The 24,880-nt window shown below is 51.2% G+C and carries 24 protein-coding genes and 1 pseudogene; 13 read left to right on the top strand and 12 right to left on the bottom strand.

Annotation, left to right across the window (positions count from 1 at the left end; translation table 11 throughout):
- Nucleotides 1-50: 50 nt before the first annotated feature.
- The 7 genes from ACFQ0F_RS08125 (at nt 51) to ACFQ0F_RS08095 (ending at nt 6,637) form a co-directional block, all read left to right on the top strand.
- The gene (locus ACFQ0F_RS08125) at nt 51-974 is read left to right on the top strand and encodes a branched-chain amino acid transaminase (protein WP_379070987.1); all 924 of its coding nucleotides are present in this window, start codon (nt 51-53) and stop codon (nt 972-974) included.
- A gap of 3 nt (nt 975-977) precedes the next feature.
- Nucleotides 978-1,916: a mitochondrial fission ELM1 family protein gene (locus ACFQ0F_RS08120; RefSeq protein WP_379070984.1), complete on the top strand. Its 939-nt coding sequence runs from the start codon at nt 978-980 to the stop codon at nt 1,914-1,916.
- The gene (locus ACFQ0F_RS08115; RefSeq protein WP_379070981.1) at nt 1,913-2,728 is read left to right on the top strand and encodes a polysaccharide deacetylase family protein; all 816 of its coding nucleotides are present in this window, start codon (nt 1,913-1,915) and stop codon (nt 2,726-2,728) included. The genes ACFQ0F_RS08120 and ACFQ0F_RS08115 overlap by 4 nt, the downstream gene beginning before the upstream one ends.
- Nucleotides 2,718-3,713: an ELM1/GtrOC1 family putative glycosyltransferase gene (locus ACFQ0F_RS08110; RefSeq protein WP_340675423.1), complete on the top strand. Its 996-nt coding sequence runs from the start codon at nt 2,718-2,720 to the stop codon at nt 3,711-3,713. The genes ACFQ0F_RS08115 and ACFQ0F_RS08110 overlap by 11 nt, the downstream gene beginning before the upstream one ends.
- 2 nt (nt 3,714-3,715) lie before the next feature.
- Nucleotides 3,716-4,798: a glycosyltransferase gene (locus ACFQ0F_RS08105; RefSeq protein WP_379070978.1), complete on the top strand. Its 1,083-nt coding sequence runs from the start codon at nt 3,716-3,718 to the stop codon at nt 4,796-4,798.
- 3 nt (nt 4,799-4,801) lie between these two features.
- Nucleotides 4,802-5,587 (top strand): glycosyltransferase, encoded by a 786-nt coding sequence (locus ACFQ0F_RS08100; protein WP_379070975.1) that lies wholly within the window; start codon nt 4,802-4,804, stop codon nt 5,585-5,587.
- A 108-nt stretch (nt 5,588-5,695) separates the two neighbouring features.
- The gene (locus ACFQ0F_RS08095) at nt 5,696-6,637 is read left to right on the top strand and encodes a glycosyltransferase (protein ID WP_379070972.1); all 942 of its coding nucleotides are present in this window, start codon (nt 5,696-5,698) and stop codon (nt 6,635-6,637) included.
- A gap of 2 nt (nt 6,638-6,639) precedes the next feature.
- Here ACFQ0F_RS08095 and ACFQ0F_RS08090 read toward each other — a convergent pair whose 3' ends face one another.
- The 11 genes from ACFQ0F_RS08090 to ACFQ0F_RS08040 all read right to left on the bottom strand — a co-directional run bounded on the left by ACFQ0F_RS08090 (nt 6,640) and on the right by ACFQ0F_RS08040 (nt 15,872).
- Nucleotides 6,640-7,578 (bottom strand): glycosyltransferase family 2 protein, encoded by a 939-nt coding sequence (locus tag ACFQ0F_RS08090; RefSeq protein WP_379070969.1) that lies wholly within the window; start codon nt 7,576-7,578, stop codon nt 6,640-6,642.
- Complete coding sequence (locus ACFQ0F_RS08085; protein WP_379070966.1) at nt 7,578-8,510, bottom strand: glycosyltransferase family protein; 933 nt, start codon at nt 8,508-8,510, stop codon at nt 7,578-7,580. Before ACFQ0F_RS08085 ends, ACFQ0F_RS08090 begins: the two co-directional genes overlap by 1 nt.
- A gap of 10 nt (nt 8,511-8,520) precedes the next feature.
- Nucleotides 8,521-9,636, bottom strand: coding sequence for a glycosyltransferase (locus tag ACFQ0F_RS08080; RefSeq protein WP_379070963.1), 1,116 nt, complete (start codon nt 9,634-9,636; stop codon nt 8,521-8,523).
- Nucleotides 9,633-10,181 (bottom strand): dTDP-4-dehydrorhamnose 3,5-epimerase, encoded by a 549-nt coding sequence (rfbC, locus tag ACFQ0F_RS08075; protein ID WP_379070960.1) that lies wholly within the window; start codon nt 10,179-10,181, stop codon nt 9,633-9,635. The genes ACFQ0F_RS08080 and rfbC overlap by 4 nt, the downstream gene beginning before the upstream one ends.
- Nucleotides 10,178-11,047 (bottom strand): glucose-1-phosphate thymidylyltransferase RfbA, encoded by an 870-nt coding sequence (gene rfbA / locus ACFQ0F_RS08070; RefSeq protein ID WP_379070957.1) that lies wholly within the window; start codon nt 11,045-11,047, stop codon nt 10,178-10,180. Before rfbA ends, rfbC begins: the two co-directional genes overlap by 4 nt.
- Entirely contained in the window at nt 11,044-12,111 is a 1,068-nt protein-coding gene (gene rfbB, locus ACFQ0F_RS08065) for a dTDP-glucose 4,6-dehydratase (RefSeq protein ID WP_379070954.1), read from the bottom strand. Before rfbB ends, rfbA begins: the two co-directional genes overlap by 4 nt.
- Before the next feature lie 74 nt (nt 12,112-12,185).
- Complete coding sequence (locus ACFQ0F_RS08060) at nt 12,186-13,310, bottom strand: DegT/DnrJ/EryC1/StrS family aminotransferase (RefSeq protein WP_379070951.1); 1,125 nt, start codon at nt 13,308-13,310, stop codon at nt 12,186-12,188.
- 10 nt (nt 13,311-13,320) lie between these two features.
- Entirely contained in the window at nt 13,321-14,058 is a 738-nt protein-coding gene (locus ACFQ0F_RS08055; protein ID WP_379070948.1) for an N-acetyltransferase, read from the bottom strand.
- On the bottom strand, nt 14,058-14,453 hold the full coding sequence (locus tag ACFQ0F_RS08050; protein WP_379070945.1) for a sugar 3,4-ketoisomerase: 396 nt from the start codon (nt 14,451-14,453) through the stop codon (nt 14,058-14,060). The genes ACFQ0F_RS08055 and ACFQ0F_RS08050 overlap by 1 nt, the downstream gene beginning before the upstream one ends.
- On the bottom strand, nt 14,450-15,409 hold the full coding sequence (locus ACFQ0F_RS08045; RefSeq protein ID WP_379070943.1) for an LpxL/LpxP family acyltransferase: 960 nt from the start codon (nt 15,407-15,409) through the stop codon (nt 14,450-14,452). The genes ACFQ0F_RS08050 and ACFQ0F_RS08045 overlap by 4 nt, the downstream gene beginning before the upstream one ends.
- A 79-nt stretch (nt 15,410-15,488) precedes the next feature.
- Nucleotides 15,489-15,872, bottom strand: a complete 384-nt coding sequence (locus tag ACFQ0F_RS08040) for a hypothetical protein (RefSeq protein ID WP_379070940.1) — start codon at nt 15,870-15,872, stop codon at nt 15,489-15,491.
- A gap of 431 nt (nt 15,873-16,303) precedes the next feature.
- Here ACFQ0F_RS08040 and waaA point away from each other — a divergent pair, with 431 nt between their 5' ends.
- Entirely contained in the window at nt 16,304-17,599 is a 1,296-nt protein-coding gene (waaA, locus tag ACFQ0F_RS08035) for a lipid IV(A) 3-deoxy-D-manno-octulosonic acid transferase (protein WP_379070937.1), read from the top strand.
- A complete protein-coding gene (locus ACFQ0F_RS08030) occupies nt 17,596-18,336 on the top strand; it encodes a 16S rRNA (uracil(1498)-N(3))-methyltransferase (protein WP_379070934.1) in 741 nt (246 codons plus the stop codon). Before waaA ends, ACFQ0F_RS08030 begins: the two co-directional genes overlap by 4 nt.
- Nucleotides 18,337-18,370: 34 nt before the next feature.
- Here ACFQ0F_RS08030 and ACFQ0F_RS08025 read toward each other — a convergent pair whose 3' ends face one another.
- Nucleotides 18,371-19,723, bottom strand: a complete 1,353-nt coding sequence (locus ACFQ0F_RS08025; protein ID WP_340675442.1) for a TolC family outer membrane protein — start codon at nt 19,721-19,723, stop codon at nt 18,371-18,373.
- 282 nt (nt 19,724-20,005) lie between these two features.
- Between ACFQ0F_RS08025 and thiC the strand changes: the two are divergent.
- The 4 genes and pseudogenes from thiC to parE all read left to right on the top strand — a co-directional run.
- Nucleotides 20,006-21,832: pseudogene (thiC, locus tag ACFQ0F_RS08020) on the top strand (phosphomethylpyrimidine synthase ThiC); the annotation flags it as partial.
- Nucleotides 21,832-22,446, top strand: coding sequence for an NUDIX domain-containing protein (locus ACFQ0F_RS08015; RefSeq protein WP_340675444.1), 615 nt, complete (start codon nt 21,832-21,834; stop codon nt 22,444-22,446). The pseudogene thiC and the gene ACFQ0F_RS08015, both read left to right, overlap by 1 nt.
- 38 nt (nt 22,447-22,484) lie before the next feature.
- Nucleotides 22,485-22,991 carry a DUF1249 domain-containing protein gene (locus ACFQ0F_RS08010; RefSeq protein ID WP_379070929.1) on the top strand — a complete coding sequence of 169 codons (507 nt, stop codon included), beginning with the start codon at nt 22,485-22,487 and terminating at the stop codon, nt 22,989-22,991.
- Nucleotides 22,988-24,877, top strand: coding sequence for a DNA topoisomerase IV subunit B (gene parE, locus ACFQ0F_RS08005; RefSeq protein WP_379070926.1), 1,890 nt, complete (start codon nt 22,988-22,990; stop codon nt 24,875-24,877). Before ACFQ0F_RS08010 ends, parE begins: the two co-directional genes overlap by 4 nt.
- Nucleotides 24,878-24,880: the final 3 nt, after the last annotated feature.

Here is a 24,880-nt window from a genome sequence, read left to right as displayed (position 1 = left end):
TTATTGTGCTGGCCGAATGGCGAGCGCGCTGCGTGCGTGGAGAGCAAGCGATGTCGATGTCTGATCGTGATGGGGTGATTTGGTATGACGGCAAATTGGTGCCGTGGCGTGAAGCACAAACTCATGTGCTTACTCACACCTTGCATTACGGCATGGGCGTCTTTGAAGGCGTACGCGCGTATTCCACCGATCGTGGAGCCTCGATTTTCCGCCTGAAAGAGCATACTGAACGACTATTTATGTCGGCGCATATCATGAATATGCCAATGCCTTACAGCCGCGATGAAATCAACGAGGCGCATCGCACCGTGGTTCGCGAAAACAAACTGCCGCACGCGTATTTGCGCCCGATGGTGTTTTACGGATCTGAAGGCATGGGCCTGCGCGCCAGCAACCTGAAAGTGCATGTGATCGTGGCGGCTTGGGAGTGGCCCGCGTATATGGGTGCTGAAGCCTTAGAGCGTGGCATCAAAGTTCGCACATCTAGCTACACGCGCCACCACGTCAACATCTCGATGACGCGCGCGAAAGCCAACGGCAACTACATCAACTCAATGTTGGCACTGCAAGAGGCCATCTCTGGTGGTGCTGAAGAAGCATTGATGCTCGACCCTGAGGGCTATGTTGCTGAGGGTTCGGGTGAGAACGTTTTCATCGTGCGCGATGGTGTGATCTACACGCCTGATGTGACCTCATGCCTCGACGGCATTACGCGTAAAACCGTGATTCAGCTAGCTGAAGCCAATGGCTACACGGTGAAAGAGAAGCGCATTACTCGCGACGAAGTTTATATTGCGGACGAAGCGTTCTTTACTGGCACCGCTGCTGAAGTCACCCCAATTCGCGAGCTCGATGGCCGCATGATTGGCGCAGGCCATCGTGGTCCTATCACCACCGTGCTGCAGAAGCAGTATTTTGATGTTGTTAACGGTCGCTCGGCTGAGCATGCCGATTGGCTGACACCGGTCAGTTAATCGATGCCGACTGCTGCCGAAAAACCTGAGGCCGCTGAGCGACCTCAGGTTATTTGGCGGCTGCTCGATGGCAAGCCCGGTCATGAAAATCAGACTTTAGGCTTGTTGCGTGCACTCGAGCGCCTTGCTGCTGAGCGTGGCCAAGCTGCGCCGCAATGTATTGAGTTACCTGTCGCTGATCAGCACTTTTCCTTATGGGGTTTCGTGCTCAAGCGCTTTCATCTTGGCCAAAACCTGCCGTCGCCAGATTTTATTATCGGTGCTGGCCATCGCACGCATTGGCCCATGCTCTGCGCCCGTCGCGCTTTCGGCGGCAAAGCCATTGCGCTGATGTCGCCAAGTCTGCCTTGTGCTTTCTTCGACCTAGTTGTTGCTCCCGCGCACGACGGCTTAACAGGCCGTAATGTTGTCGTCACCGAAGGCGTGCTCAATGCCATGCAGCCGGGCGTGAAAACCTCGGGCTATACGCTGGTATTAGTGGGCGGTGAAAGTAAGCATTTTGAATGGTCAAATGAGCAGGTGTTGACGCGGCTAAAAGAGCTGGCCACGCGCTACCCGACGCTTTGTGTGACCGACTCGCGGCGTACACCTGCCACTTTGCGGGCTGAGCTGGCCTCGATTTTTGCTGATCGCTACATGCCATGGGAAAACTGTCCGACAGGATGGCTAGTCAACGAGTTAGCCAGCGCAGAGAATGCTTGGGTGACTGAGGATAGCGTATCGATGATTTATGAAGCATTAAGTGCCGGGTGTCGTGTTGGCTTGCTAGGCCTTAGCGAGGCTAAAGGGCGACTGGCGCAAGGCATTGCAAGTCTACGGGAGGCGAAGCGAGTAGTGCGCTGGTTGCCAGGCACAATAATGCCTGCATTGCCTTTGGTGCCGCAGGCTCTTGCTGAGTCTGATCGAGTAGCGCATACCTTATTTTCGGCGGCGCGAGCGTGATTACACTCTGCTTATTGCCCGCGTTATGGCTGCTTTGGTTCTCTCACCGTTATGCTTGGTGGCGGCCAGTGATGAGCTGGCAGCATCCGCGCGTGTTGATGTATCACATGGTTAGTTCGCATAAAAGTGGGGCTAGGTTTAACGGTCTGCGTGTGTGCCCCAAGCGCTTCGAGCAACAGGTACGCTGGTTGGCAAACAACGGATTTCAGTTTTTCACGGTGAGCGAGTTGTGGGCACAATGGGCCACGCTGCCAGAGAAAGCAGTAGCCATTACTTTTGATGACGGTTATGCCGATAACTTGCACAACGCGCTGCCCATCTTGAAAAAATACAATGCCTGCGCCACGGTTTATGTCGTGGTCGATCGTCATGATCGCGATTGGTCTACCTATAAGAAAGCACATCATAATTCTGGTGAGTTAGCGCGCGAATCCAAACTTAGCGATGCAGAAGTACTTGAGCTTGTTGCTAGTGGCCGCATCGAAATCGCGTCGCACACACTGACGCATTGCAATATGGCAACTACATCGATTGCCGATAAGCGTCATGAATTAGCCGCATCAAAGCATGAGCTGGAAGTCTTGATTCAGCGCCCCGTGATCAGCTTTGCCTATCCCTTTGGCATCTATTCTGCTGAAGATATTCAGCTTGCTCGCGAGGCTGGCTACAGCACAGCGGTAACTACGGTAGAAGGCATTGATAAGCTCCAACCCTTGCCCGATCCATTAGACCTCAAGCGTATTAAAGTCAGTGGAAAAGATAATTTATTAGCGTTTGTCATGCGTATGCGCGGAGGTCGGCGTGGCTGGTGATCGTGTACTCTGGCTATTAAGCGATGGTGCGCCCGGACATTGGAGCCAGAGCCAAGGCATTGCTGATGCACTAGCAGCAACGGAGCCGGTTGATATTCAGCGTATCAATTTGACCGTGCGCAGTACCTTTTGGAAGAGGCTTGGACGGCTGAGCATGCCTTGGATTCGCAACTCACGGTGGTGGCTAGCCAAAGTCTATAACATCAGGCTTCCAGCTAGTACGCCAAGTCTTATTATCTCTTCAGGCGGCAACACACTACTGGCCAATGCTTTATTAGCTCGATTGTTCAACGCGCCTAACGTGTATAGCGGCACGCTCAAAGGATACGACGCGAGTGCTTATCGAGTGATCTTCACTGTGGTTAGCCAAAAGTTGAGTAACAATTGTATTCTGCCCCTGCCTCCTGTGCCGCAGGCTATTTCGTCTGTCCCTGATATTGCCGGCGATGCGACACCATGTGTCGCGGTATTAATTGGCGGAGATGGTGCTGGTTATCGCTACACAGCCGCTGACTGGCGGAACTTGGCGCAATGGTTAGTTGCACTGGCCGCATCCCGCGAAGCACGTATTTTATTGACTACTTCGAGACGAACAGGCGCCGCTGCTGAAGCTATTTTGCAAGCGGAACTGCCGGTCGATTTGCTGGCAGATGCTGTTTGGTGGTTACAAGACCCACGTCCTGTGGTGCGTAGCTTTTTGCAGCGCGCGACGTCGGTGGTGGTTACCGAGGATAGTCTGACGATGATTGCCGAGAGTATTTATTCTCGCCGTGAGGTGCTGACCTGGGCGCCCGAGCAAGTCGCACCCAATACCAATGATGCACAAGCACTCGCTAATTATGCAGCTGATGGTTTAATTTTCCGAAGCCATATGGGGGCAGAAATTAACTTACTTGCCCGGGATGCCAAAATAGCTCACTGCCCTGATGTGCCGGGGATGATTCGCGCTGCTTTACAGCCTCATCTCAATTTAGGCGAGCTCTGAACATGCAGATTTTAATCTGGGGTCGCTATGGAAACTATGGCCCGGACTATCCTAGAAATCGTGTTATTGAAAGTATTTTGCGCGCTCAAGGGCACGGAATCAGTCGCTTCTTGCCTAGATTGTCATGGCTGGCTGACTGGGAGTACTCCTTACGTGGAGGAAGTGTGCCGGATCTTATTTGGGTTCCTTGCTTTCGTCAGCGTGACCTTGCCGCTGCGGCTCGCTACGCGCGCCGCCACAAGATTCCACTCGTCTTTGATCCACTCATTAGCGCTTACGACAAGAGAGTGAATGAGCGTCAGAAGTTCGCGGCTAGTAGCACTAAAGCAAAGCGTCTGCTTGCTTGGGAGAGTGGGCTTTTCCAGCAGGCAGACTGGTTAATTGCCGACACCATTGGACATGCAGGCTATTTTGTTGAGACTTTTGGTGTGTCGCGAGAGCGAGTGGTGGTGGTTCCTGTGGGCGCTGAAGAGGCCATATTTACGCCGCAGCCATGGCCTGCTAAAGCGCACGATGCGCCGTTGGAGCTGACTTTTTTTGGCACTTTCATTGGCCTGCAAGGTGTCGATGTGTTGGCGCAAGCCATATTGCAATATGAAGGGCCGCCGGTGCGTTGGCGCTTGATTGGCGAAGGGCCAATGCGAGCTGAGTGCGAATCAGTATTGGCGCACCTACGAGTTGAGGCACCGGGCGCTGGCGTGAGCTTTGAGCCCTGGGGGCCATTGCATGAGCTGCCTAGTCGTCTTGCCAGTAGCGATGCCATCTTAGGTATTTTTGGTGGCAGCGCCAAAGCGCAGCGGGTGATTCCGAATAAGGTGTATCAGGGATTGGCGATTGGGCGACCTGTAATTACGGCAAGTACGGATGCTTACCCTGATGTTTTGCGAGTTAGTGAGGCCAATGGTTTGTTTTGGGCATTGCCAGGTGAAGCCCTATCAATAGTTCAAGCTGTGATGAGGCTGCATCAGTATCGTGAGAGCCTAGGTGATATTGGTGTTGCCGCTAGAGCTGTTTATGAGCAGTGCTTCTCAAATGAAGTGTTGGCAAAGCAGATTGCTTTATTGCTTTCGACGATAAAGAAGTGATCTATGCATAAAGTATCAATAATTATTCCAAATTTTAACTATGGTCAGTATGTGAGTGAGGCAATAGAGTCCGCGCTCAATCAAACCTATCCTAATATTGAAGTTATTTTTATTGACGATGGCTCAGTCGATGGTAGCCTTGATGCAGCTTTGAGCTATTCGATCACAGTGTTGTCGCAAGAAAATCAAGGAGTTTCTGCCGCTAGAAATAATGCAGCTAGTATGGCGACAGGTGACTATCTATTATTTCTTGATTCAGATGATTTGCTATATCCAGATGCAATAGAGGTTATGGTTAAAGAGCTAGCCTCATCAGAGGCTAATATTGGATTTTGCTATGGGCAGCTTCAGTATTTTGGCGAAAAAAATGATATTTTTATATCTGCTCCATTCGATCCGAAAAAACTTTCATTCGCAAACTATATTCAAACTAGTGTTTTAATTAAAAAGTCTATATTTGATGCGGTTGGTGGGTTTGATCGAGGGTTTGCTTTGAGGGAGGACTGGGAGCTTTTCATACGTGTTTGGCATTATGGCTACAGTGGAAAATATTTGCCAAGACCAGTGATAAAATATAGAAAGCACAGGCCAAAAAAGGTTGTTCGGGAAATGAGTAAGCTGAGAAAGAGGCTTTCGGATGTAAAGCTGATTAGGCTGTATCCAATGTTTTTCTGGCGTAAAGTTTTGTCAAGCCCTGTCAGGTTTTTATATTACAATTTTCGTTATTTCAAGCCGTCAATGGTTGGCAATTATGGTAAATCTAAAATGGAAATTAAATTAATTAAATAATATTTATGTCTTGTAAGTATGGCAGCTTACGTACACGATCTGTAATGATTAAGACATGAGCTTGAGTAGCGATTCAGCTGCTAAGGCGCCTCACTGATGAGTCCGGCAATGCAATTAACACCACAGGTTACGTTCTTTCTTTTCGCTTATAACCAAGAGGCGTTTATCAGAGCTGCTTGCGAAGCTGCACTAGCTCAAACCTATACGCCTCTAAAAATAATATTGTCTGATGATTGCTCTACCGACAAGACATTTCAAATCATGAAAGAGATAGTTGCAAACTATAGTGGCCCTCACGAGGTAGTGCTTAACCGTAATGAGCAAAACTTGGGCTTGATTGGCCATGTTAACCATGCAGTGACAATGGCTGATGCAGACTTAATAGTGGTTGCAGCAGGTGATGATATTTCTCTGCCTGATCGGACCTCAGCAATTGTGAATGCCTATCAGGAGCGAAAAGGAATGGCTTTCTCGTTCCACTCGGCAGTTACGAAAATTGATGTACAGGGCAGTTCGCTAGGTTTGTGGGAGCCGCCCTTGACGGAAAATAAGCCATCGGCAATGGCGCTAGCAGATAGTACATCTTTGGTCATTGGGGCGACTCATGCCTGGACTAAAGATGTATTTCAGACCTTTGGGCCAATTACTTACCGTCGAGCCTACGAAGACTTAGTAATCGCTTATCGAAGTGCGCTGTTGGGTGGGCTACATTATATTAATCAACCGCTAGTAGCTTATCGCGTTGGGAATGGTGGGCTTTCAACGTCGGCGTGGGAGCCAGTAAAGAATAAGAAAGAGCGGCGTGCTAGGCTCGTTAATGGCTTGATGGTGTCTATCGATGTGCTCGAGCAAAGGCGAGCCGACTGTCTTACTATTCGAGAGCATAGTTTGGCAAAAGCTTTGACCCATGTTCTGTGGAGAAATAAAATTTCCTTGTTTGTTTATCAGCAGGACATGCCTATTTTTAAAGTTTTTGTCTTAGCCATTAAGCATGGCTGTATCCACGCGTTCACTAGAGCATACTCGCGACGCCTACGAAGAGTAGTTTAGTCTTAGAGGAAGTAGCCTAACGGCCCTAGTGAGTAGTTCTTTATTTTACGAAGCTGCTTTTTTAGAGAGTCATTTGGGAAAAGTAATTTACGCATACGGAGTAGGTTCAGAAAAGTAGTAAAGCTGAGAATCGTGTGAGAAGCAGATGAGTGCTTCAGCAGTAATGTGGCCAGATGTTTTGCTGGCTGCTCTCCAGGTAGTGAGATGACGGCCTTTGCCAGATAGTAAAGCGCGTTGCGAGATGATTGAAAGCGCGCTCTTTTGCTCTTTCGTGGACGACTTTTGTTGGCGCCGTTGACCTGATTGTGGTCATGAATACGGTGTTGGGTTAGTGCGATGGGTAAGTACCGCAGCTGCCCGAGACCGCAAGCAACTACTGCTAGCCAGTGATCGTATATTGGACCTGCGGGAAATGGCTGAGCAAGTTCGATAAAGTCTCTGCTCAGCATCATATTATGTCCAGAGTAGCAATTTGCAAAAAAAAGCGACTCTTGCGATTGGAGGATCTTTTTTTGGCCAATATATGTGAGCTCCGACGGCGCGCTCAGCTCGCCGTATTGGTCAATTATGCAACCATCTGAGCAGGTTAGGCCGGCGCGATGCATTTCCCAGTCGTTAACCATAGTTTCTATTTTATTAGCTATCCAAATATCATCTTGATCACTGATGAAAATCAAGTCGCCCTTACTTGAATGCAGTGCTGCTTCAAAGGTCCTGTTTGAACCTTGATTTGATGAGTTAAGCAGCAAGCGTATATTGCCGTGTAGCTGTTGATAGGCGCGAATAATTTCTACTGTGCCGTCGGTAGAGCAGTCATCAATGATCAAAACTTCATCGGCAGGCATGGTCTGCTGAATAATGCTATCTAGCTGGGCAGCCAAGAACTTTTCACCATTGTAGGTGGCCATTACCACTGACACGCTGAGCGTAGAGTTGCTCATTACATATGATCCATTAGTGTTTTGAGGCGATGAATAAAGGAATGATTCTCAATGCAGTGCGCATGACCGTTTGCTGCAATCGCTCGACAGTGTTCGCTATTTTGAATAAGCATAGCGATTTCAGAAGGGTTGCGATACACAACGATGTCTCGATCAATAGTAAAGTTTAGCTTCAGGTCGCCCACTGCATCAGTGACTAAACAACTACCATAAGCTGTGGCATCAAAGCATCGTGCAGGTAGCCCCGCCATTATATTGTTGGTGTTGATCTGATTTAGAATGAACTTATGATTACCGTAGAGATCTCTTACCGCCTGCAATGACAGTCGTTTATTGAGAGTTTTTATTGCAGGATTTTTTAAAATTGGCCATTTAGGCCCGATGACTAATGTGGGGTAGTTAATTTTCTCTAGCAACTCAATGCGATTCTCTGATGGCGCGGCAACAAATAAAAGCTCGCTTCGGCGCGATTCCCAGCTTGGCTGGGTCGCTTGAGAGGGTATAGTGGCTAATGGCAGGTACTTGCTGGATAAGCCTAATGATAGCCCTTGCCTTACCAGAGCGGTGTCGGTGAAATAAAATGTGTGAATACTTGTATTTTCGACAAGTCTTTTCTCAAATCGATCACCGATCCATTGGGCCGTTTTGGCCCCGGACCGTGTCAGTAGCTCGTTGATTTCTGACCTTAAATAAAAAAGATCAACTAGTAGTATATGGGTGGGTGAGAAGCTAGTAAGCACGCCTTCTAGGTCTTTTGCGACTTGCCGCCTATAGGCTGGCGCACTATCTCCTAGAAGGCCTTTGAGCGCGTGCGATCGCCAATTTTCATGATTAAGAGCGAAGCCGCGCGACATATTGTCAGCGGACGCTAAAACATCTTCATACCAATTAAGTATGCCGCCGCGCTTGCCTATTATTAGTAGCCTATTCATTTAGTAACGTTTAATTGGTAATAGGGCGCTGCTGATAAGCGTCCAGCGTTAGTGCACACATATTCTTGAGACTAAAGCTTTTAGCGTTAATGCAGTGATCTTTCATGCTCAGAGTCTTTATTAGCTTTAGTTGTAGATCGGGCTGATTGTTTAGTTGTGCCGCTCCTGTTGGATAGCATGCATTCAAAATTTCGCCCACGCCCCCATGGCTCCACCCGACAACAGGTGTGCCAATGCTCAGGGCCTCTAGAACAGTGCGCCCAAACGTTTCTGGCTGTGTTGATAGCGAAAGCACAATGTCGCATTGACTAAAAACTTCGCGAATATCACTGCGAAGCCCCGTAAACGTAATATCACTGCTTAGCCCAAGCTCGGCTACTCGCGCCTGAAGCTCAGCTAGATAGGGGCGCTTTTTCTCTTCCACACCTCCAACTATCAATCCGTGCACAGCAGAGTCTTGGGACTTCATTTTCAGCAGAAGGCTGAAAAAATCTTCATGGCCCTTTAATCGCGTGATGCGGCCAGGCAAGCACAGTACTTTTTTGCCTATCAGTTGAGGATAGTCTTGCTTCCATTTAGCTAGCCATTGCGCCGATGGCTGATAACCGCGAGGAAACTCCTCTGGATCCACGCCGCGATAAATCAGTTTTATTCGCTCTGGTGGGCAGCTAGGATAGTTCGTCAAGATATACTCGCGAACAGTTTCCGACACTGCAATCACTACCTCTCCCTTAGTCATAATCGCGCTATATGGGCTCACCGAATATAGGCCATGCACAGTAGTGATAAAGCGTGGACGTGTGGATGGGTGCATGCGGCGCAGTGCGAGCCAAGCAATCCATGCGGGGATGCGTGATCGTGCATGCACGATGTCAGGTTTGAGTTCGCGTAGCAGTCGGCGAAACGGGCGTATTTGAAACAAGCTGGCCAAAGACTTACGGTGCACTGGAATTTGGATGTGCTCGCTACCTTCGCGAACCAATTGGTCGACTAGTCTCCCTCCATTTGATGCCACAATAGAGCGATGCCCTGCAGCCACTAATGCGCGAGCGATCTCTAGTGTGCCGCGCTCCACGCCACCACTGTGTAGGGCAGGCAAGGTTTGCAACACGGTTAGTTTTTTCATGCTAGGAGCTCAGCTAACGTTAAGCCTTGGCGATCCTTATCAGTTAGCAATGGTTCGTCGCTAAGCTCATGCAAGGGCCAGTCAATCTTAAGCGCAGGATCATTCCAAAGTAGCGTAGCCTCTGATGCTGGATGATAGAAATCCGTAGTCTTATATAGAAAGTCAGCGGACTCACTCAGCACCAAGAAGCCATGGGCTAAGCCTGGCGGTATCCAGAGTTGGCGATGATTATCTTCGTTTAGCTCAGTGCCCACATGTTGGCCAAAGGTCGGTGAGTCAGGGCGAATATCCACGGCGACATCGTAGACACGACCTATAGGTACTCGTACCAACTTGCCTTGTGGCCGCACGCGCTGAAAGTGCAGGCCACGCAATACACCCTTGCGTGAGCGTGAGTGATTGTCTTGCACGAAAGCGACCTCATGCCCAATAGCTGCGTTAAACGCTTGGGCATTCCAGCTTTCTAGGAAAAAGCCTCGGGCATCGCCAAATACTTTCGGCTCTAAAATAAATACATCAGCAATGGCCGTTTTAATTACGTTCATGCTTCACCCAATACGCCAAGCAAGTACTGGCCATAGCCTGTTTTTTTCAATGACTCAGCTTCAGCCTGTAGGCGTTCGCGGCACAGCCAACCCTGGCGATAACCAATTTCCTCAAGGCAGGCCACTTTTAAGCCTTGGCGTTTTTCAATGGTTTGTACGAATGAGCCCGCTTCCATTAACGAGTCATGGGTGCCGGTATCTAGCCAAGCAAAGCCGCGACCTAGTAGCTCTACGTGCAGATCGCCACGAGCCAAGTAGGCATTATTGATGTCAGTGATTTCTAACTCACCACGCGCTGAGGGTTTTACGGCGCGTGCGATATCCACGATGTCTTTGTCGTAAAAATACAGGCCAGTAACGGCGTAGTTTGACTTGGGCTGTGCGGGCTTTTCTTCAATAGACAAGGCCTTGCCACTGCTATCAAAATCAACCACACCGAAGCGTTCTGGGTCGGTCACGTGGTAGCCAAAAACGGTCGCACCGGTTTCGCGATTTGCGGCTTGCTTGAGCTGTGCGCTGAACGATTGGCCATAAAAAATATTGTCGCCGAGCACTAAGCACACGCGGTCATCGCCAATGAAGTCAGCACCGATGATGAAGGCTTGTGCTAAGCCATCGGGACTGGGCTGGATAGCGTAGCTCAGCGAAATGCCGAAGCTGCTGCCATCGCCAAGAAGACGCTGATAGCCTGGCAGATCATCAGGTGTAGAAATAATCAGTATGTCGCGAATGCCCGCGAGCATTAGCACCGATAGCGGGTAGTAAATCATTGGTTTGTCGTAGATAGGTAGTAGCTGCTTCGACAAACCACGGGTGATGGGGTGTAGTCGTGTGCCCGAACCGCCGGCGAGGATGATGCCCTTCATTGTGTTGCTCCAATACGTTGTAATTGATAGGCGCCGCTCAGCACGCGCTGCCACCACGCCTCATTGGCCAAATACCATTGCACGGTTTTGCGCAAACCGCTGTCGAATGACTCTTGCGGCACCCATCCTAATTCGCGCTCAATTTTTGAGGCGTCAATGGCGTAGCGCGCGTCATGACCTGGGCGATCTTTGACAAAAGTGATGAGATCTTCATAGCGCGCTACGCCAGCAGGTTTGCGGTCAGCGGCAAGCTCTTCAAGCAACGCACATAAGGTTCGCACCACATGAATATTGGTTTGCTCATTGTGACCGCCAATATTATAGGTTTCACCGACTTCACCGGTTGTGACCACGCGTATTAGTGCTCGTGCATGGTCCTCCACATAGAGCCAATCGCGAATTTGCAAACCATCGCCATAGACTGGCAGCGGCTTGCCTGCCAAGGCATTGAGCATCACGTGCGGGATGAGTTTCTCGGGGAAATGGTAGGGGCCGTAGTTGTTCGAGCAGTTGGTGATCAGCGTTGGGAAACCATAGGTACGTTGCCAAGCGCGCACGAGGTGATCGCTCGCGGCTTTGCTAGCCGAGTATGGCGAGCTCGGCGCGTATGGTGTGGTTTCTAAAAACAGGTCATCGGTGCCATGGAGGTCGCCGTAGACTTCATCGGTGCTGATGTGATGAAAGCGAAAGGCCTCACGGCGCGATGCATCGAGTCCTGACCAATAGGCCCGAGCTGCTTCGAGCAAAGTGTAAGTGCCGGTGATGTTGGTGTGAATAAACTCACCTGGTCCATCAATGGAGCGATCGACATGTGACTCGGCGGCCAAATGCATGACGGCATCGGGTTGATGCTCTGCGAAGACGCGATCGAGTGCGGCGCGATCACAAATATTGACTTGCTCAAAGGCGTAGCGTGATGAGCTCGCGGCATCGGCTAGTGATTCGATGTTACCGGCATACGTTAGGCAGTCAACATTGATCACTGAGTGTTGGCTGTGCGCAATTAGTTCGCGAACTACGGCTGAGCCTATAAAGCCGGCACCGCCGGTGACTAAAATTTTCATGCGAATTCCTGTAAAAATCTATCCGTACTTTAGAGTTAGAAAGTGAGCACTTAGACTTTGAATGTTTAGCAAATCTAACATTTCTGAAAGCTATTACACGCAGCGATAACTCTCTCTACTTGCTCTGCCGTTATTGTTGGACCTATTGGCAGACTTAGTACTTGTTCATGCATAAGCTCGGAGGCAGGGAGAGCTAATGAGCTTAGCGATTTATAGGCCTGCTGCTTGTGCGGAGGTATTGGGTAGTGAATAAGTGTTTGCACACCATTATTGAGCATATGCTTTTGCAGCTCTGCTCGATGCTCACAGCGAATAACGTATAAGTGCCACACGTGCGACTCTGTGTCGTTCACGCTATTTTGGAGGGCCTGTGTGGGTAGTGCGATCAGCGGGTTGTTAATGCCTCGAGTGTAGGCATCTGCCACTGTTCTGCGTTGCGCCATTTCCGTATCAAGATGCTTTAGCTTCACACTAAGCATGGCTGCTTGAATTTCATCTAAACGACTATTAACACCCTGGTACAGGTTTTTGTACTTCTCGTGCGAGCCATAGTTCCCTAGCGCACGTAATGTTTTGGCAAGCTCGTCATCATTAGTAGTAATCGCTCCAGCATCTCCTAGCGCTCCGAGGTTTTTTCCAGGATAAAAGCTAAAGCCACTGGCATCACCCCAGTTACCGGATTTTTTGCCATTAATGCTAGCGCCGTGAGCTTGGGCTGAGTCTTCCAAGACTAATAAGTTATGCCGTTTAGCTATAGCCATTATCGCGGGCATATCGGCTAATTGGCCATAGAGGTGCACAGGCAATATAGCCCGTGTCTTCGGTGTAATCGCCTTCTCGATTAAGCTTGGCGACACGTTATATGTTTGCTCGTCGGGCTCGACTAAAACAGGCACTAGTCGATTTTCAGTAATCGCTAAAATGCTTGCGATATACGTATTAGCAGGCACGATGATCTCATCGCCTTCTTTTAGTTTGCCGAGTGCTTTCCATGCGCGAAATACAAGAATTAGTGCGTCTAGGCCATTGGCGACACCAATGGCGTGCTTGGTGCCACAGTACTGCGCAAACGCTTGCTCGAACTGAGCAAGTTCACTGCCACCGATATACCAACCAGAGTCGATAACTCGTGCGCAAGCATCGACTAGCTCGGCGCGATATTTGGCGTTGATGGATTTTAAATCTAGAAATGGAATCACATTCGTGCTCTTATGTCGCTGGCCATAATTTGGTTATTTCTTCTGGATACCCTCGTTTAAAATGCTCTCGCCACGGGTATGCAGGTCCAGACTTATCTGAAAGCTGTATCTTTGATGTTGAGCAAATAAGTTTAGCAGGAGACCCTGCGTAAACCATGTCTGGTTGAGTTTCGCCTTTAAGTGAAGAGTGCGCCCCAACCAAGCAGCCTTTCGCAACAATTGCGCCAGGCAAAATGACACTCATTGTTGCTATTACTGCATAATCCTCTATGGTTACACCAAGTAAAGTTTTGCTAGGTGGGTGAGGGTCATTTGTTAACACAACGTATGGAAATATCCAGACAAAGCTACCTATCTTTGATTTTTGCCCAATGTGCACATTACTATGAAACCTGACGTAATCACCTATTTCACAGTGCCCTTGTAAGTCTGACAATGTTCCAATTTGGAGCCCCCTGCCTGCTTTTACTTTTTCACGAACTGTAACTCTGTGGCCAGTTATTAAGCCCTCTGCAAATACTGACCCCTCGTAAAATATACTATGCGATCTAATGTGTGAGCTTTTCCCTATAGTTAGCAGTTTTTGATCTGATAAGCTATTACTTACTCCAATTTCACAAAATCCTTCAATTATAGTTCCATCATTAATTTCGACATTATCATATATTATTGTATATGGCCCAATCGAAACATCATTTCCGATTTTAGATTTTTCTGACACTATTGCTGTTTTATGAATTAGACTCATTATAATGCCCTTAAAAACTCATCGTAGTTTCGAATATAATCTGTTTCATTATAATGCTCACTAGCTAGCACAAGCAGCACGCAATCTGTACTGAAGTCATGCATTTCTCGCCAAACTAAATCACCAATGATTAAGCCCTTGGTAGGCGAGTCCAGCCAAGCCTCTTTTCGTGTAGCGCCATCATCTAAGACCATTCGGCATTTGCCCGTAACACATACCGCGATCTGCTTAAGATTTCTATGCGCATGAAAACCTCTAGCTACGCCGCTTTGTGTGCCAAATATGTAGTACACCCGCTTAATCTCAAACGGCACAGTTTTATGTGCTTCAAGAGCGACTAATGATCCTCGGTCATCACCTAGCGGTGGAAAATTCGCCCATTGAATTAAACTCATGCGTCCTTCTTCCTTTTTTTCTTCGCATAATACGAGAGCTGACCTTCTAGTTGGCTCTTAAACCGTCGATGAAACCACATGTATTGCGCCGGCGCACGCCGAATCAGCGTGCCCAACTCTGCGTTTATGCGACTAGCATCGACGACATCATCGCCGCACGGGTAGCCCTCTAGCGCTGGCGTAAAACTCAGCGTGTAGTCGGCGTCATCGCCGTGACGCATGAAGTGTGAAAACAACACAGCGGAGCCATTGACTTTGGCCATGCGTGCGGTGGCAGTGAGCGTGGCGGCGGGCACGCCAAAAAATGGTGCCATGACGCCTTGCTTGAGGCCGAAATCTTGGTCTACTGAAGTCCATACGGTTTCGCCTTTTTTCAGCGCTTTAAACAGCGAGCGCATGTCGGCGTGGTCGATTTGGCCGGAGTAGAGCTTGGCGCGGCGGTTGCGGATAAACCAATCGGCGACGGGATTATTTTGCGGGCGATAGACTACTTGCAGTGGAAATTGCTGCGAGATGATGACGCCGCTTAAGTCTAAGTGGCTGTAATGCGCCCCGAGAATGATGACGCCACGCCCTTCGGCTTGAGCGGCATGGACATGCTCGACGCCATTCACGCGGCAGGCTTTCAGTAGCAGCGAGGGTGAGCGCATCCAGCCACGGGCGACTTCCATTACGCCGATGCCGCCTTCGCGGAAGATATTGCGCACTAAAAGCTCACGCTCGCTCTCACTGAGCTCGGGAAAGCACAGGCCAATGTTTACTCGAGTATCTGCCACGCGTGATGGCACCAGCTTATAAGCAAGCGCGCCTATGCCTGCGCCCATGCGCCGTTGTACTGCCCATGGCAGCCAGCCGAGCAGGCACATCAGGCCTAAGCCGAACCAGATCGGCCAATAGCGTGGATGTAGCATGAATAAGTGAATACCGTCGTCGGCGCGAACTACATTACGTCCCATAACTACCTGTCATCAAAATCAAAACTGCGCCTAGTGTATGTCGGTCAGTGCAATGCCTCCAGTGCTGCAAAAGGCAGGACTAGCCCAAACGTCGCCGATAAGTCAGGAGTGCCAAAATAAGCAAAAGTGGCAAAGCCATTTCAAGACTCTCTTCCATGGCCACAATGACAAGTCGAGCATTTGCAGGAATAGCGATATTAAATAGCTCATGCATTTGTGAACTAAAGCGATCAAGAATCTTGGATGTAGCACCTAGCGCAAGGCTGTAAACAAGTAGGTGTGCTGAGGTGTCTGAGCTTGCGTGATTGCGTAAAAACTGCAGCATAAGCTTGGCTAAATATATAAGCAAAGCAATCATGAGAAGCAAAATTAAGCCGCCAATAAGCTTGTCGTACAAAGGAGTATCTGGGCTTTTATAAAAGTTGGATTTGATAAAGCTATCGCTAAACAATGCCTTATGCATATCAAACTCTCGGGCGCACATAAGTAGAGCTGCGATACTTGAGCCAAGGCGAACACGTAACTGCAGCTGGCTCTGCAATAAAACAACGGCAGCCAGTATTAACCATAGGACTGTGCTGAACACTTCGTATGGACCACTTTCGCTATATAAAAAAGTCGAAACTTCGAGCGGTGCCTTTAGTGCTATGTAGGCAGCAATGCCTAGATAGGCGGCCAGTGGCGGGAGTAAGACTTTTAGGGTGGATACGTGGCTTTTCAATTTACTGTCTCATTGGCTATCTGCTTGATAGGGCGATTATTCTGTAGCTGGCTCTACTGATCGGAATCTTTTAAGGCATATCCGCGAGCCATAATTACCTGTCATCAAAACCTAAACAGCGCCTAGTGTATGCGGGTAGAATCATTGCCTCCAGTATTTCCGAGGAATGGCTTTTGCCCCGTTGGCTCTACACCGTGTTGCTCACGCTAGCATTCCCTTTTGTGTTTCTGCGGCTATGGCTGCGCGGGCGCGCGTCGCCTGCTTATCGCCTGCGTTGGCGCGAGCGTTTGGGGCGGGCCCCGAGCGATGCCTCAATGCTCACGCGCCCGATTTGGCTGCATGCAGTTTCGCTTGGTGAAACATTGGCTGCGCGACCGTTGGTCGAGGCCATTCGCGAGCATTATCCCGATGTGCCACTACTGATCACGACCATGACGCCGACTGGCTCGGCGCAAGTGCGTGCGCTTTGGGGCGATGACAATGCTGACTTTGCCCATGTCTATGCGCCGTATGATTTCCCGTGGGCCGTGCGGCGCTTTCTCGCGCACTGGCAGCCGCGCGCATTAGTGATTATGGAAACTGAGTTGTGGCCAAATACTTTGGTGGCGGCACGGGCTCGTGGCATTCCGGTGATGCTCGCCAATGCTCGGCTCTCGGAGCGCTCGGCACGTGGCTATGAGCGTGCGGGCCTTCTTGGTGCTGAATTGATGCGCCAACTCACGGTGGTGGCTGCGCAAGATGAGGCTACGGCTGAGCGCTTTTGCTTGCTGGGGGTGCCATCGAATCAAGTTGTGCGCACAGGTAGCGTTAAGTTCGATCTCGCCGTGCCTGAGCATTTGCATGATGACGCTGCGCGCTGGCGCGTGGCGTGGTCTTTGCTTCAGCGGTCGGTGTGGGTCGCAGCAAGTACGCATGCGGGTGAAGATGAGATTGTGCTGGCAGCGCATCGTGCAATTTTGCAGACACATCCCGAGGCGCTGCTGATTTTGGTGCCACGCCATCCAGAGCGCTTCGATGCCGTCGCTAAGCTCATTAGCAACGAAGGCTTGCAGGCTGTTAGGCGCTCATCGCATGAGCTAGTCGGCGCCAACACGCAAGTATTGCTGGCCGATAGCATGGGTGAGTTATTGCTCTGGCTGGCCATGGCGAAAGTGGCTTTTGTTGGCGGCTCGCTGCTTGCGCCAGGCGGCGGACATAATGCGCTGGAGCCATTGGCTGTGGGCGTGTCGACGCTGACCGGCCCGCATTACACCAACTTTCAAAGCATCAATGACACGCTCATCGCGGCCGGCGCTTTGACTGTCGTGAGCAGCGCGGCGGAGCTAGCGCAGGCAGTTTTAGCGCGCTTCGATGATCCTGAGTTACTGCAGAGGCAGCGTGCTGCAGGTGCGGCCGTCATGGCGGCAAATCAGGGCGCAGTGGGGCGACAGCTGGAGTTGTTAGCGCCTTGGTTGGGCGAGGGCGCGTGAACCTCATCACTTTTACATCGGAAGATTTAATCGCACCCGACACGCTGGTGTTGCGCGATCGCCGCTTACAGCATTTGCTCACCGTAAATCGCCCTGAAATTGGCTCGCTTTTAAAAGTCGGTGAACTAGGTGGCATGATCGGTCAAGGTGAGATCATCGCGCTTTCGCCTGAGCAGGCGACACTGCGCATTCGTCTCGATACACCGCCTCCGCCAAAACGCGAAATGGTTTTAGTGCTGGCGTTGCCGCGACCGAAAATGCTCAAGCGCATCTTGCAAATGGTGGTGACGTTGGGCGTGACTGAGCTGGTTTTAATCAATAGTTTTCGCGTGGAAAAAAGCTTTTGGCAAAGCCCGTGGCTCAGCGAGGCGGCTATTGCTGAGCAGCTGCGTTTGGGGCTGGAGCAGGCTGGCGACACAGTCGCTCCGCGAGTGACATTGGCACCGCGTTTTAAACCATTTGTCGAGGATGATTTGCCGGCGTTAATGCAGGGTCGCCAAGGCTGGGTCGCGCATCCAGCTAAGCAAGCTAATGGGCCACAAGAGGGCAGTGCAGAGACGAGGCGCTTATCCCCCAGTACTAAGCCCACGCTCTTAGCCATTGGCCCAGAGGGTGGATTTATCGCTTATGAAATAGAAAAACTGCAGGCCGCAGGCCTAATCTGCTGCGATCTCGGCCCACGTATTTTGCGCGTAGAGACAGCGGTCGCAGTGGCACTAGGGCAGCTATTGCCTTAGCGGCGATCACGCCATAAGCATCCGACCATTACGCTTATTTTGCCGCTAACCAGCCGTTCACCGTCGCAACTGTCGCTTCATCTAGCTGCCCGGCCAGCGCCTTCAATCGCAAGCTATTCATCACATAGTCGTAGCGCGCGTTAGCGTAGTCACGGCTAGCGGAATAAACGCGTGTTTCAGCTTGCAACAACTCGACGATATTACGCGAGCCTACTGAGTAGCCGGCCTGTGCGGCCTCACGCGCGAGCTCTGCTGAGCGCAGGGCGCGCTGGCGAGCGGCAAGGCGTTGGCTATCGGTTTTAACCGTCATAAATGCGGTGCGTGTAGCGGTCACGATTTGATGTTCTTGCGCCATCGCCGCTGCGCGAGCGGCATCGGCTTGATAACCAGCTTGCTTGACCAACGCCAGCGTGCGACCGCCGGCAAATAGCTCCCAGCGCGCCTCTACGCCGATAGCACTTTGGCGGCCAGCATTAAAGTTGATCGGCGAGTTTGGGTTGGGTGGTGTGATATCTGAATTGCGAATATCGCCGGTGCTGGCATAGGCATCAATGGATGGTAGGAAGCCTGCCCGTTGCGCTTCTTTAGCTTTCGCTGCGGCCGTTGCGGCGAAGCGTGCGGCAATTAAGCCAGGGTTGTTTTGCTTCGCGAGTTCGGCCCATGCTTTGGAGTCATTCGGCACTGGGTTTGGGGTCGGGATGCTTTCTGGTAAAGGTGATAAATCATCGACTTCGGTGGCTAAAGCGGCGTTTAGCGTTTCCTTGGCATGAGTTAGGCCTATTTCAGCGCTCAAGCGCTCGGCAGTCGCGGTGTCACGCTGAGCATCGGCCTCTACAACATCGGCGCGAGCGATCACGCCGACTTTAAATTGTGCCTGAGCTTTATCGCGCTGGCTGCTCAATGCATTTTCTTGTGCCTGCGCGAACGCCAGTGTGTCTTGCGCACGCAGTACATCAAAATAAGCACTGGCAACACCTAAAAATAACTCTTGGGTGCGGCTATCGGCCTCGGCTTCCTGCTGCGAACGCTGTGCACTAATGGCCTTGTACTGATGCCAAGCATCCCAATGAAAAATTGGCTGAGTTAGGCGTGCGCCCCAGGTGGTTTGCTTGTAGTCGAGCTTGCCAAGGGCGGCTGACTGGCTATTGATGTTGATTTTGTTATAGCTGGCTTCTGCACCTAAGTGCGGCAATAGCGCTGAGCGCGCAATAATCGTGGATTGGCCTGCAGCGAGGCGTTGTGCACGTACTGCCGCTAAATTTGGATCATTGACTGAGGCGAGTTGAATGGCGCCAAGTAGGTCTAGCGCATGCGCCGGCAGCGCAATAGTAGCGGTGGAAATAGACAGCATGGCCAAGCTAAGCAGGCGTTTGGACAAAGTGCGCATGAGGCATGACTCAAAAAATGATTGCGAGAGCCTAAGCTGAGGCGCGGTGACGTGCAAGTCATCGTGCCGATGAGCTGCTCATACACTACACATGTAGGAGCAAAGCAGGCACTCAAAGCCTCGCGTCGTGTTGTGACAGCAGGCCCTCGCGCTATATAGTGGCGCATCGCTGAGCGGCCGAGCGGCCGCTATTTACTACGCCATCAGGATGAGCTCATGAATTCGCCCGAAAAAGCCTTTTTAAGCAGTGCTGCCACTGTCGATGCAGCAGCCATTGCGCCGTTGCCAAACTCGCGCAAGGTCTACGTTACGGGCTCGCGTCCTGATATTCGCGTGCCGCAGCGCGAAATTAGCTTGGATGACACACATACCAATAATGGCATTGAGAAAAATGCGCCGGTCATTGTGTACGACACATCCGGTCCTTACACCGACCCATCGGTGAAAATTGATATTCGCCAAGGCTTGGCCAGTGTGCGCTCGAGCTGGATCGATGAGCGTGGCGATGTTGAATTGCTCAGTGGCGTTAGCTCAACCTTCGGCCTACAGCGCGAAAAAGACTTAACCACTGCTAATTTGCGCTTTGGCCACACGCGCCAACCACGCCGCGCTAAGGCCGGCATGAATGTGTCGCAAATGCATTATGCGCGTCGCGGCATCATCACGCCGGAAATGGAATACGTAGCGATTCGTGAAAATCAGCGCTATGAAGCTATGGCCGATAGCGGCCTGTTGCACCATCAGCATCCGGGCCAGAGTTTTGGTGCGTCGATTCCGAAAATCATCACGCCTGAATTCGTGCGTGAAGAAATTGCTCGTGGCCGCGCGATCATTCCTGCCAACATTAACCACACTGAAGTCGAGCCTATGATTATTGGCCGTAACTTTTTGGTTAAGGTCAACGCCAATATCGGTAACTCAGCGCTGGGCTCTTCGATCGATGAAGAGGTGGAAAAAATGACCTGGGCCATCCGTTGGGGTGGCGACACCGTGATGGATCTTTCCACCGGCAAAAACATCCACGAAACTCGCGAATGGATCATTCGTAACTCGCCGGTGCCAATTGGCACGGTGCCGGTGTATCAGGCTTTGGAAAAAGTCGGCGGTGTTGCTGAAGACTTAACGTGGGAACTTTATCGCGACACGCTTATTGAGCAGGCCGAGCAGGGCGTGGATTACTTCACTATCCATGCTGGTGTGCTCTTGCGCCACGTGCCACTGACTGCAAAACGCATGACTGGCATTGTTTCGCGCGGTGGTTCCATCATGGCTAAGTGGTGCTTGGCGCATCACAAAGAAAACTTCCTTTACACGCATTTCGAAGACATCTGCGAAATCATGAAAGCCTACGACGTGTCCTTCTCACTTGGTGATGGTCTACGTCCTGGTTCAATTGCCGATGCCAATGATGCGGCCCAGTTTGGTGAGCTAGAAGCACTTGGCGAGCTGACTAAAATCGCGTGGAAGCACGATGTGCAAACTATGATCGAAGGCCCAGGCCACGTGCCTATGCATTTGATCAAAGAGAATATGGATAAGCAGCTTGAATGCTGCGATGAAGCGCCGTTCTACACCTTAGGCCCGCTCACCACCGACATCGCACCAGGCTATGACCACATCACTTCCGGCATTGGCGCTGCCATGATCGGTTGGTTCGGCTGCGCCATGCTCTGCTATGTGACACCGAAAGAGCATTTGGGCCTGCCCAATAAAAAAGATGTGAAAGACGGCATCATCACCTACAAGATCGCCGCTCATGCCGCCGATTTGGCGAAAGGCCATCCGGGTTCGCAAATTCGCGACAACGCACTGAGCAAAGCCCGCTTTGAATTCCGTTGGGATGACCAATTCAATCTCGCGCTCGACCCCGATACCGCTCGCTCATATCACGATGAAACGCTGCCGAAAGAGGCGCATAAAGTGGCGCATTTCTGCTCCATGTGTGGCCCGAAGTTTTGCTCGATGAAAATCACCCAAGATGTGCGTGATTACGCCGATAAGCTCGATGCTAATAAAACTGCTGAGGAGTTAGCAGAGGCAGAAAAAGGCATGGCCGAAATGTCCGCAGAGTTCCGTCGCCAAGGCGCGCAGCTCTATAAGGAAGTCTGATGAATCACGGCGAATCTGAATCTGGCGATATCGAAGTCATCCAGCGCGATACTGTGTTTCAAGGCTTTTATCGCCTCGATCGCGTGCGCTTAAAGCACCGCCAGTTCGATGGATCAATGGGCCCAGAAATTAGCCGTGAGTTATTTGTTCGGCCGCATGCAGTCGGCGTGCTGGTTATCGATCCTGAGACCAGCGAGCTGCTGCTAATTGAGCAGTTTCGTGTTGGCGCCATGGCGGATAAATACCCTTGGCAAATCGAAGTGGTTGCGGGCTTGGTTGAGCCTGGCGAATCACTGGAAGCCGTGGCTATTCGCGAAACTGTCGAAGAGGCCGGCGTGGCTATTTCAGAGCTAGAAAAAGTCTTTGAGTTTATGCCCAGTGCTGGCGGCTCTGATGAGCGCTTCACCTTGTTTGTCGCCCCAGCCAATTTGTCCCGCGCCGGTGGCGTGCACGGCGTAGTGGAAGAGGGCGAGAACATTCGCGTTACCGTGGTCAGTCTAAACCAAGCGCTGCAATGGCTTGCGCAAGGTCGTATCAATAACGCGCCGTGCATGCTTGCTGTGCAGTGGTACGCTGCGAATCGCGATCGCCTGAAAAAGAAGTGGGGTAAATAGCCTCAATGTGGCCGCGATACACCGTCGATCTGGCGGGCATGCATGCACTTTACGAACTCAATTACGCGCGCATGACCAAACTCCTGCGCGGTGCTGGCGTGCACGCTCGCGTGGGCTATATTGCGCCAATTGAGTTTGCCTGGGGTGAATCGGTCAAGTTTGGCGAGCTGTGGTTGCCGCAACCGGTTTTGCAGCTCAGCCGTATCGAACAAACGCGTTATACCGAGACTTGGCGTTTGGCACAGATGACCCCGGCCTTGCCGTGGTGCCCCGAGCTCGACATGGAAGTGCGCCTCTATAATGACGCCGAAATGGCCGATGTCTTACGCTTTCAGCGCGCGCGGCGGATTCCCGCTATTGTTGGCCTCGCCGACGCACAAGGCTGGCGCGTCAACGAAAAAGAATTAGTAAATCGATTTTTAGGTGATTGTCTGCAGCATTGCTTGGCTTATGGTCATGCTAGAGACCCTCGATTATTGCCTGATTTTTCGCGCTGGGATGGCTTATCGCAGCCGCCTTTGGCGCCCTCGGAGGATGTGGAATGAGTGTTTATAGTGCCTCGGCTATTGAGGTTTTATCGGGGCTAGATCCGGTGCGCAAACGCCCGGGCATGTATACCGACACCACGCGCCCGAACCACATGGTGCAGGAAATTCTCGACAACTCCGTAGACGAGGCCCTCGGCGGTTTTGCTGATGAAGTCCGCGTTGTGCTCCACGCCGATGGCCTCATTGAGATCAGCGACAACGGCCGTGGTATGCCTGTCGATATTCATCCTGAGCATGGCGTTTCGGGTATCGAGCTCATCCTCACGCGTCTGCATGCTGGCGGTAAATTTTCCGGCAAAAATTATAAATATTCCGGTGGTTTGCACGGTGTTGGCGCCTCAGTGGTTAACGCCTTATCGACACATTTGGAAGTCGAAGTAAAACGCAATGGCCAGCTCTGGCGCATGACCTTTGCCGATGGCTATAAGCGTGATGATCTGCAAATTGTTGGTGATTGCGCTAAGCGCGCAACAGGCACGGTGGTGCGCTTTCGCCCCGATCCGAAATACTTTGACTCGTCGAAAGTCTCGCTGACCAAACTCAGGCATGTGCTGCGCGCAAAAGCGGTGCTTTGCCCCGGCCTACACTTACATTTTCACGATGTCGCCAGCGGCGAGCGCCTCGAATGGCATTATCAAGATGGCTTAAGAGATTATCTGGTTGAAGCTACCGATGGTTGGATGCGCCTGCCCGATGAGCCATTTCTAGGTCAGTTTGAGTCCAAAGCCGAAACGGTAGATTGGGCGGTGTTGTGGTTGCCCGAAGGCGGCGATCTAACGCAAGAATCCTACGTTAACCTCATTCCCACCATACAGGGCGGCACTCACGTAAACGGCCTGCGTAGCGGCTTGCTCGATGCATTGCGAGAGTTCTGCGAATTCCGCAGCCTACTTCCGCGCGGCATCAAATTAGCACCTGAAGATCTTTGGGATCGCTGTGCTTTTGTGCTTTCAGTGAAGATGCAAGATCCGCAATTTGCCGGCCAAACCAAAGAGCGCTTGAGCTCGCGTGAGTGCGCGGCGTTTGTCTCTGGTGTCGTGAAGGATGCGTTTTCGCTGTATTTGAACCAACACACCGAGATGGCCGATCAGCTCGCTCAGCTCGTGATTAATTCAGCTCAGCGCCGGCTGAAGCAAAACAAACAAGTCGCTCGTAAGCGCATCACATCAGGCCCTGCACTACCTGGCAAGTTGGCTGATTGTGCTGGCTCAGATATCAAGCGCAGCGAATTATTTTTGGTCGAAGGTGACTCCGCTGGTGGTTCAGCGAAGCAGGCTCGAGATCGCCAATTTCAGGCTGTTATGCCCTTGCGCGGTAAAATTCTCAACACATGGGAAGTGGAGTCGACACAGATTCTCGCCTCGCAAGAAGTGCACGACATTGCCGTCGCGCTCGGTGTCGATCCCGGTTCTGAAGATTTAAGCGGCCTGCGTTATGGCAAGGTCTGTATTCTCGCCGACGCTGACTCCGATGGTCTTCACATCGCCACACTGCTTTGCGCTCTGTTTATGCAGCACTTTCCAGCTCTAGTGCGTGGCGGTCATGTCTGTGTTGCGATGCCGCCGTTATTTCGTATCGACCTCGGCAAGCAAGTGTTTTACGCCCTCGATGAAGCCGAGAAAAAAGGCATCCTTGATCGCTTAGAGGCTGAAAATAAGCGTGGCAAGCCGCAAGTCACGCGCTTTAAAGGTCTCGGCGAAATGAATCCGCTGCAACTGCGCGAAACCACCATGGCTCCGGATACGCGCCGGCTCATCCAGCTGGTACTTGATGAACCCGAAGCCACACACGAAATGATGGATATGCTGCTGGCGAAAAAGCGCTCCGGCGACCGCAAAATATGGTTAGAGGCCAAAGGTAATTTGGCCGATGTGGAAGTATAAGAA

It is taken from the genome of Paraperlucidibaca wandonensis, assembly GCF_042677145.1.
GTDB classification, from domain to species: Bacteria; Pseudomonadota; Gammaproteobacteria; order Pseudomonadales; family Moraxellaceae; genus Perlucidibaca; species Perlucidibaca wandonensis.
The sequence above is the reverse complement of the archived record's forward strand: the minus strand, read 5'-3'. Positions and strand labels throughout refer to the sequence as shown.

Excerpts from the sequence above, each read along its gene's own strand:
- ACFQ0F_RS08095 (WP_379070972.1), top strand. The coding sequence starts at position 5,696 with ATGCAATTAACACCACAGGTTACGTTCTTTCTTTTCGCTTATAACCAA.
- ACFQ0F_RS08010 (WP_379070929.1), top strand. The coding sequence starts at position 22,485 with ATGCATGCACTTTACGAACTCAATTACGCGCGCATGACCAAACTCCTG.
- rfbA (WP_379070957.1), bottom strand. The coding sequence starts at position 11,047 with ATGAAGGGCATCATCCTCGCCGGCGGTTCGGGCACACGACTACACCCC.
- ACFQ0F_RS08055 (WP_379070948.1), bottom strand. The coding sequence starts at position 14,058 with ATGAGTCTAATTCATAAAACAGCAATAGTGTCAGAAAAATCTAAAATC.
- ACFQ0F_RS08100 (WP_379070975.1), top strand. The coding sequence starts at position 4,802 with ATGCATAAAGTATCAATAATTATTCCAAATTTTAACTATGGTCAGTAT.
- ACFQ0F_RS08050 (WP_379070945.1), bottom strand. The coding sequence starts at position 14,453 with ATGAGTTTAATTCAATGGGCGAATTTTCCACCGCTAGGTGATGACCGA.
- ACFQ0F_RS08040 (WP_379070940.1), bottom strand. The coding sequence starts at position 15,872 with ATGCATAAGGCATTGTTTAGCGATAGCTTTATCAAATCCAACTTTTAT.
- ACFQ0F_RS08085 (WP_379070966.1), bottom strand. The coding sequence starts at position 8,510 with ATGAATAGGCTACTAATAATAGGCAAGCGCGGCGGCATACTTAATTGG.
- ACFQ0F_RS08045 (WP_379070943.1), bottom strand. The coding sequence starts at position 15,409 with ATGGGACGTAATGTAGTTCGCGCCGACGACGGTATTCACTTATTCATG.
- parE (WP_379070926.1), top strand. The coding sequence starts at position 22,988 with ATGAGTGTTTATAGTGCCTCGGCTATTGAGGTTTTATCGGGGCTAGAT.
- ACFQ0F_RS08025 (WP_340675442.1), bottom strand. The coding sequence starts at position 19,723 with ATGCGCACTTTGTCCAAACGCCTGCTTAGCTTGGCCATGCTGTCTATT.
- rfbB (WP_379070954.1), bottom strand. The coding sequence starts at position 12,111 with ATGAAAATTTTAGTCACCGGCGGTGCCGGCTTTATAGGCTCAGCCGTA.
- ACFQ0F_RS08015 (WP_340675444.1), top strand. The coding sequence starts at position 21,832 with ATGAATCACGGCGAATCTGAATCTGGCGATATCGAAGTCATCCAGCGC.
- ACFQ0F_RS08090 (WP_379070969.1), bottom strand. The coding sequence starts at position 7,578 with ATGAGCAACTCTACGCTCAGCGTGTCAGTGGTAATGGCCACCTACAAT.
- ACFQ0F_RS08105 (WP_379070978.1), top strand. The coding sequence starts at position 3,716 with ATGCAGATTTTAATCTGGGGTCGCTATGGAAACTATGGCCCGGACTAT.
- ACFQ0F_RS08080 (WP_379070963.1), bottom strand. The coding sequence starts at position 9,636 with ATGAAAAAACTAACCGTGTTGCAAACCTTGCCTGCCCTACACAGTGGT.
- rfbC (WP_379070960.1), bottom strand. The coding sequence starts at position 10,181 with ATGAACGTAATTAAAACGGCCATTGCTGATGTATTTATTTTAGAGCCG.
- ACFQ0F_RS08120 (WP_379070984.1), top strand. The coding sequence starts at position 978 with ATGCCGACTGCTGCCGAAAAACCTGAGGCCGCTGAGCGACCTCAGGTT.
- ACFQ0F_RS08125 (WP_379070987.1), top strand. The coding sequence starts at position 51 with ATGTCGATGTCTGATCGTGATGGGGTGATTTGGTATGACGGCAAATTG.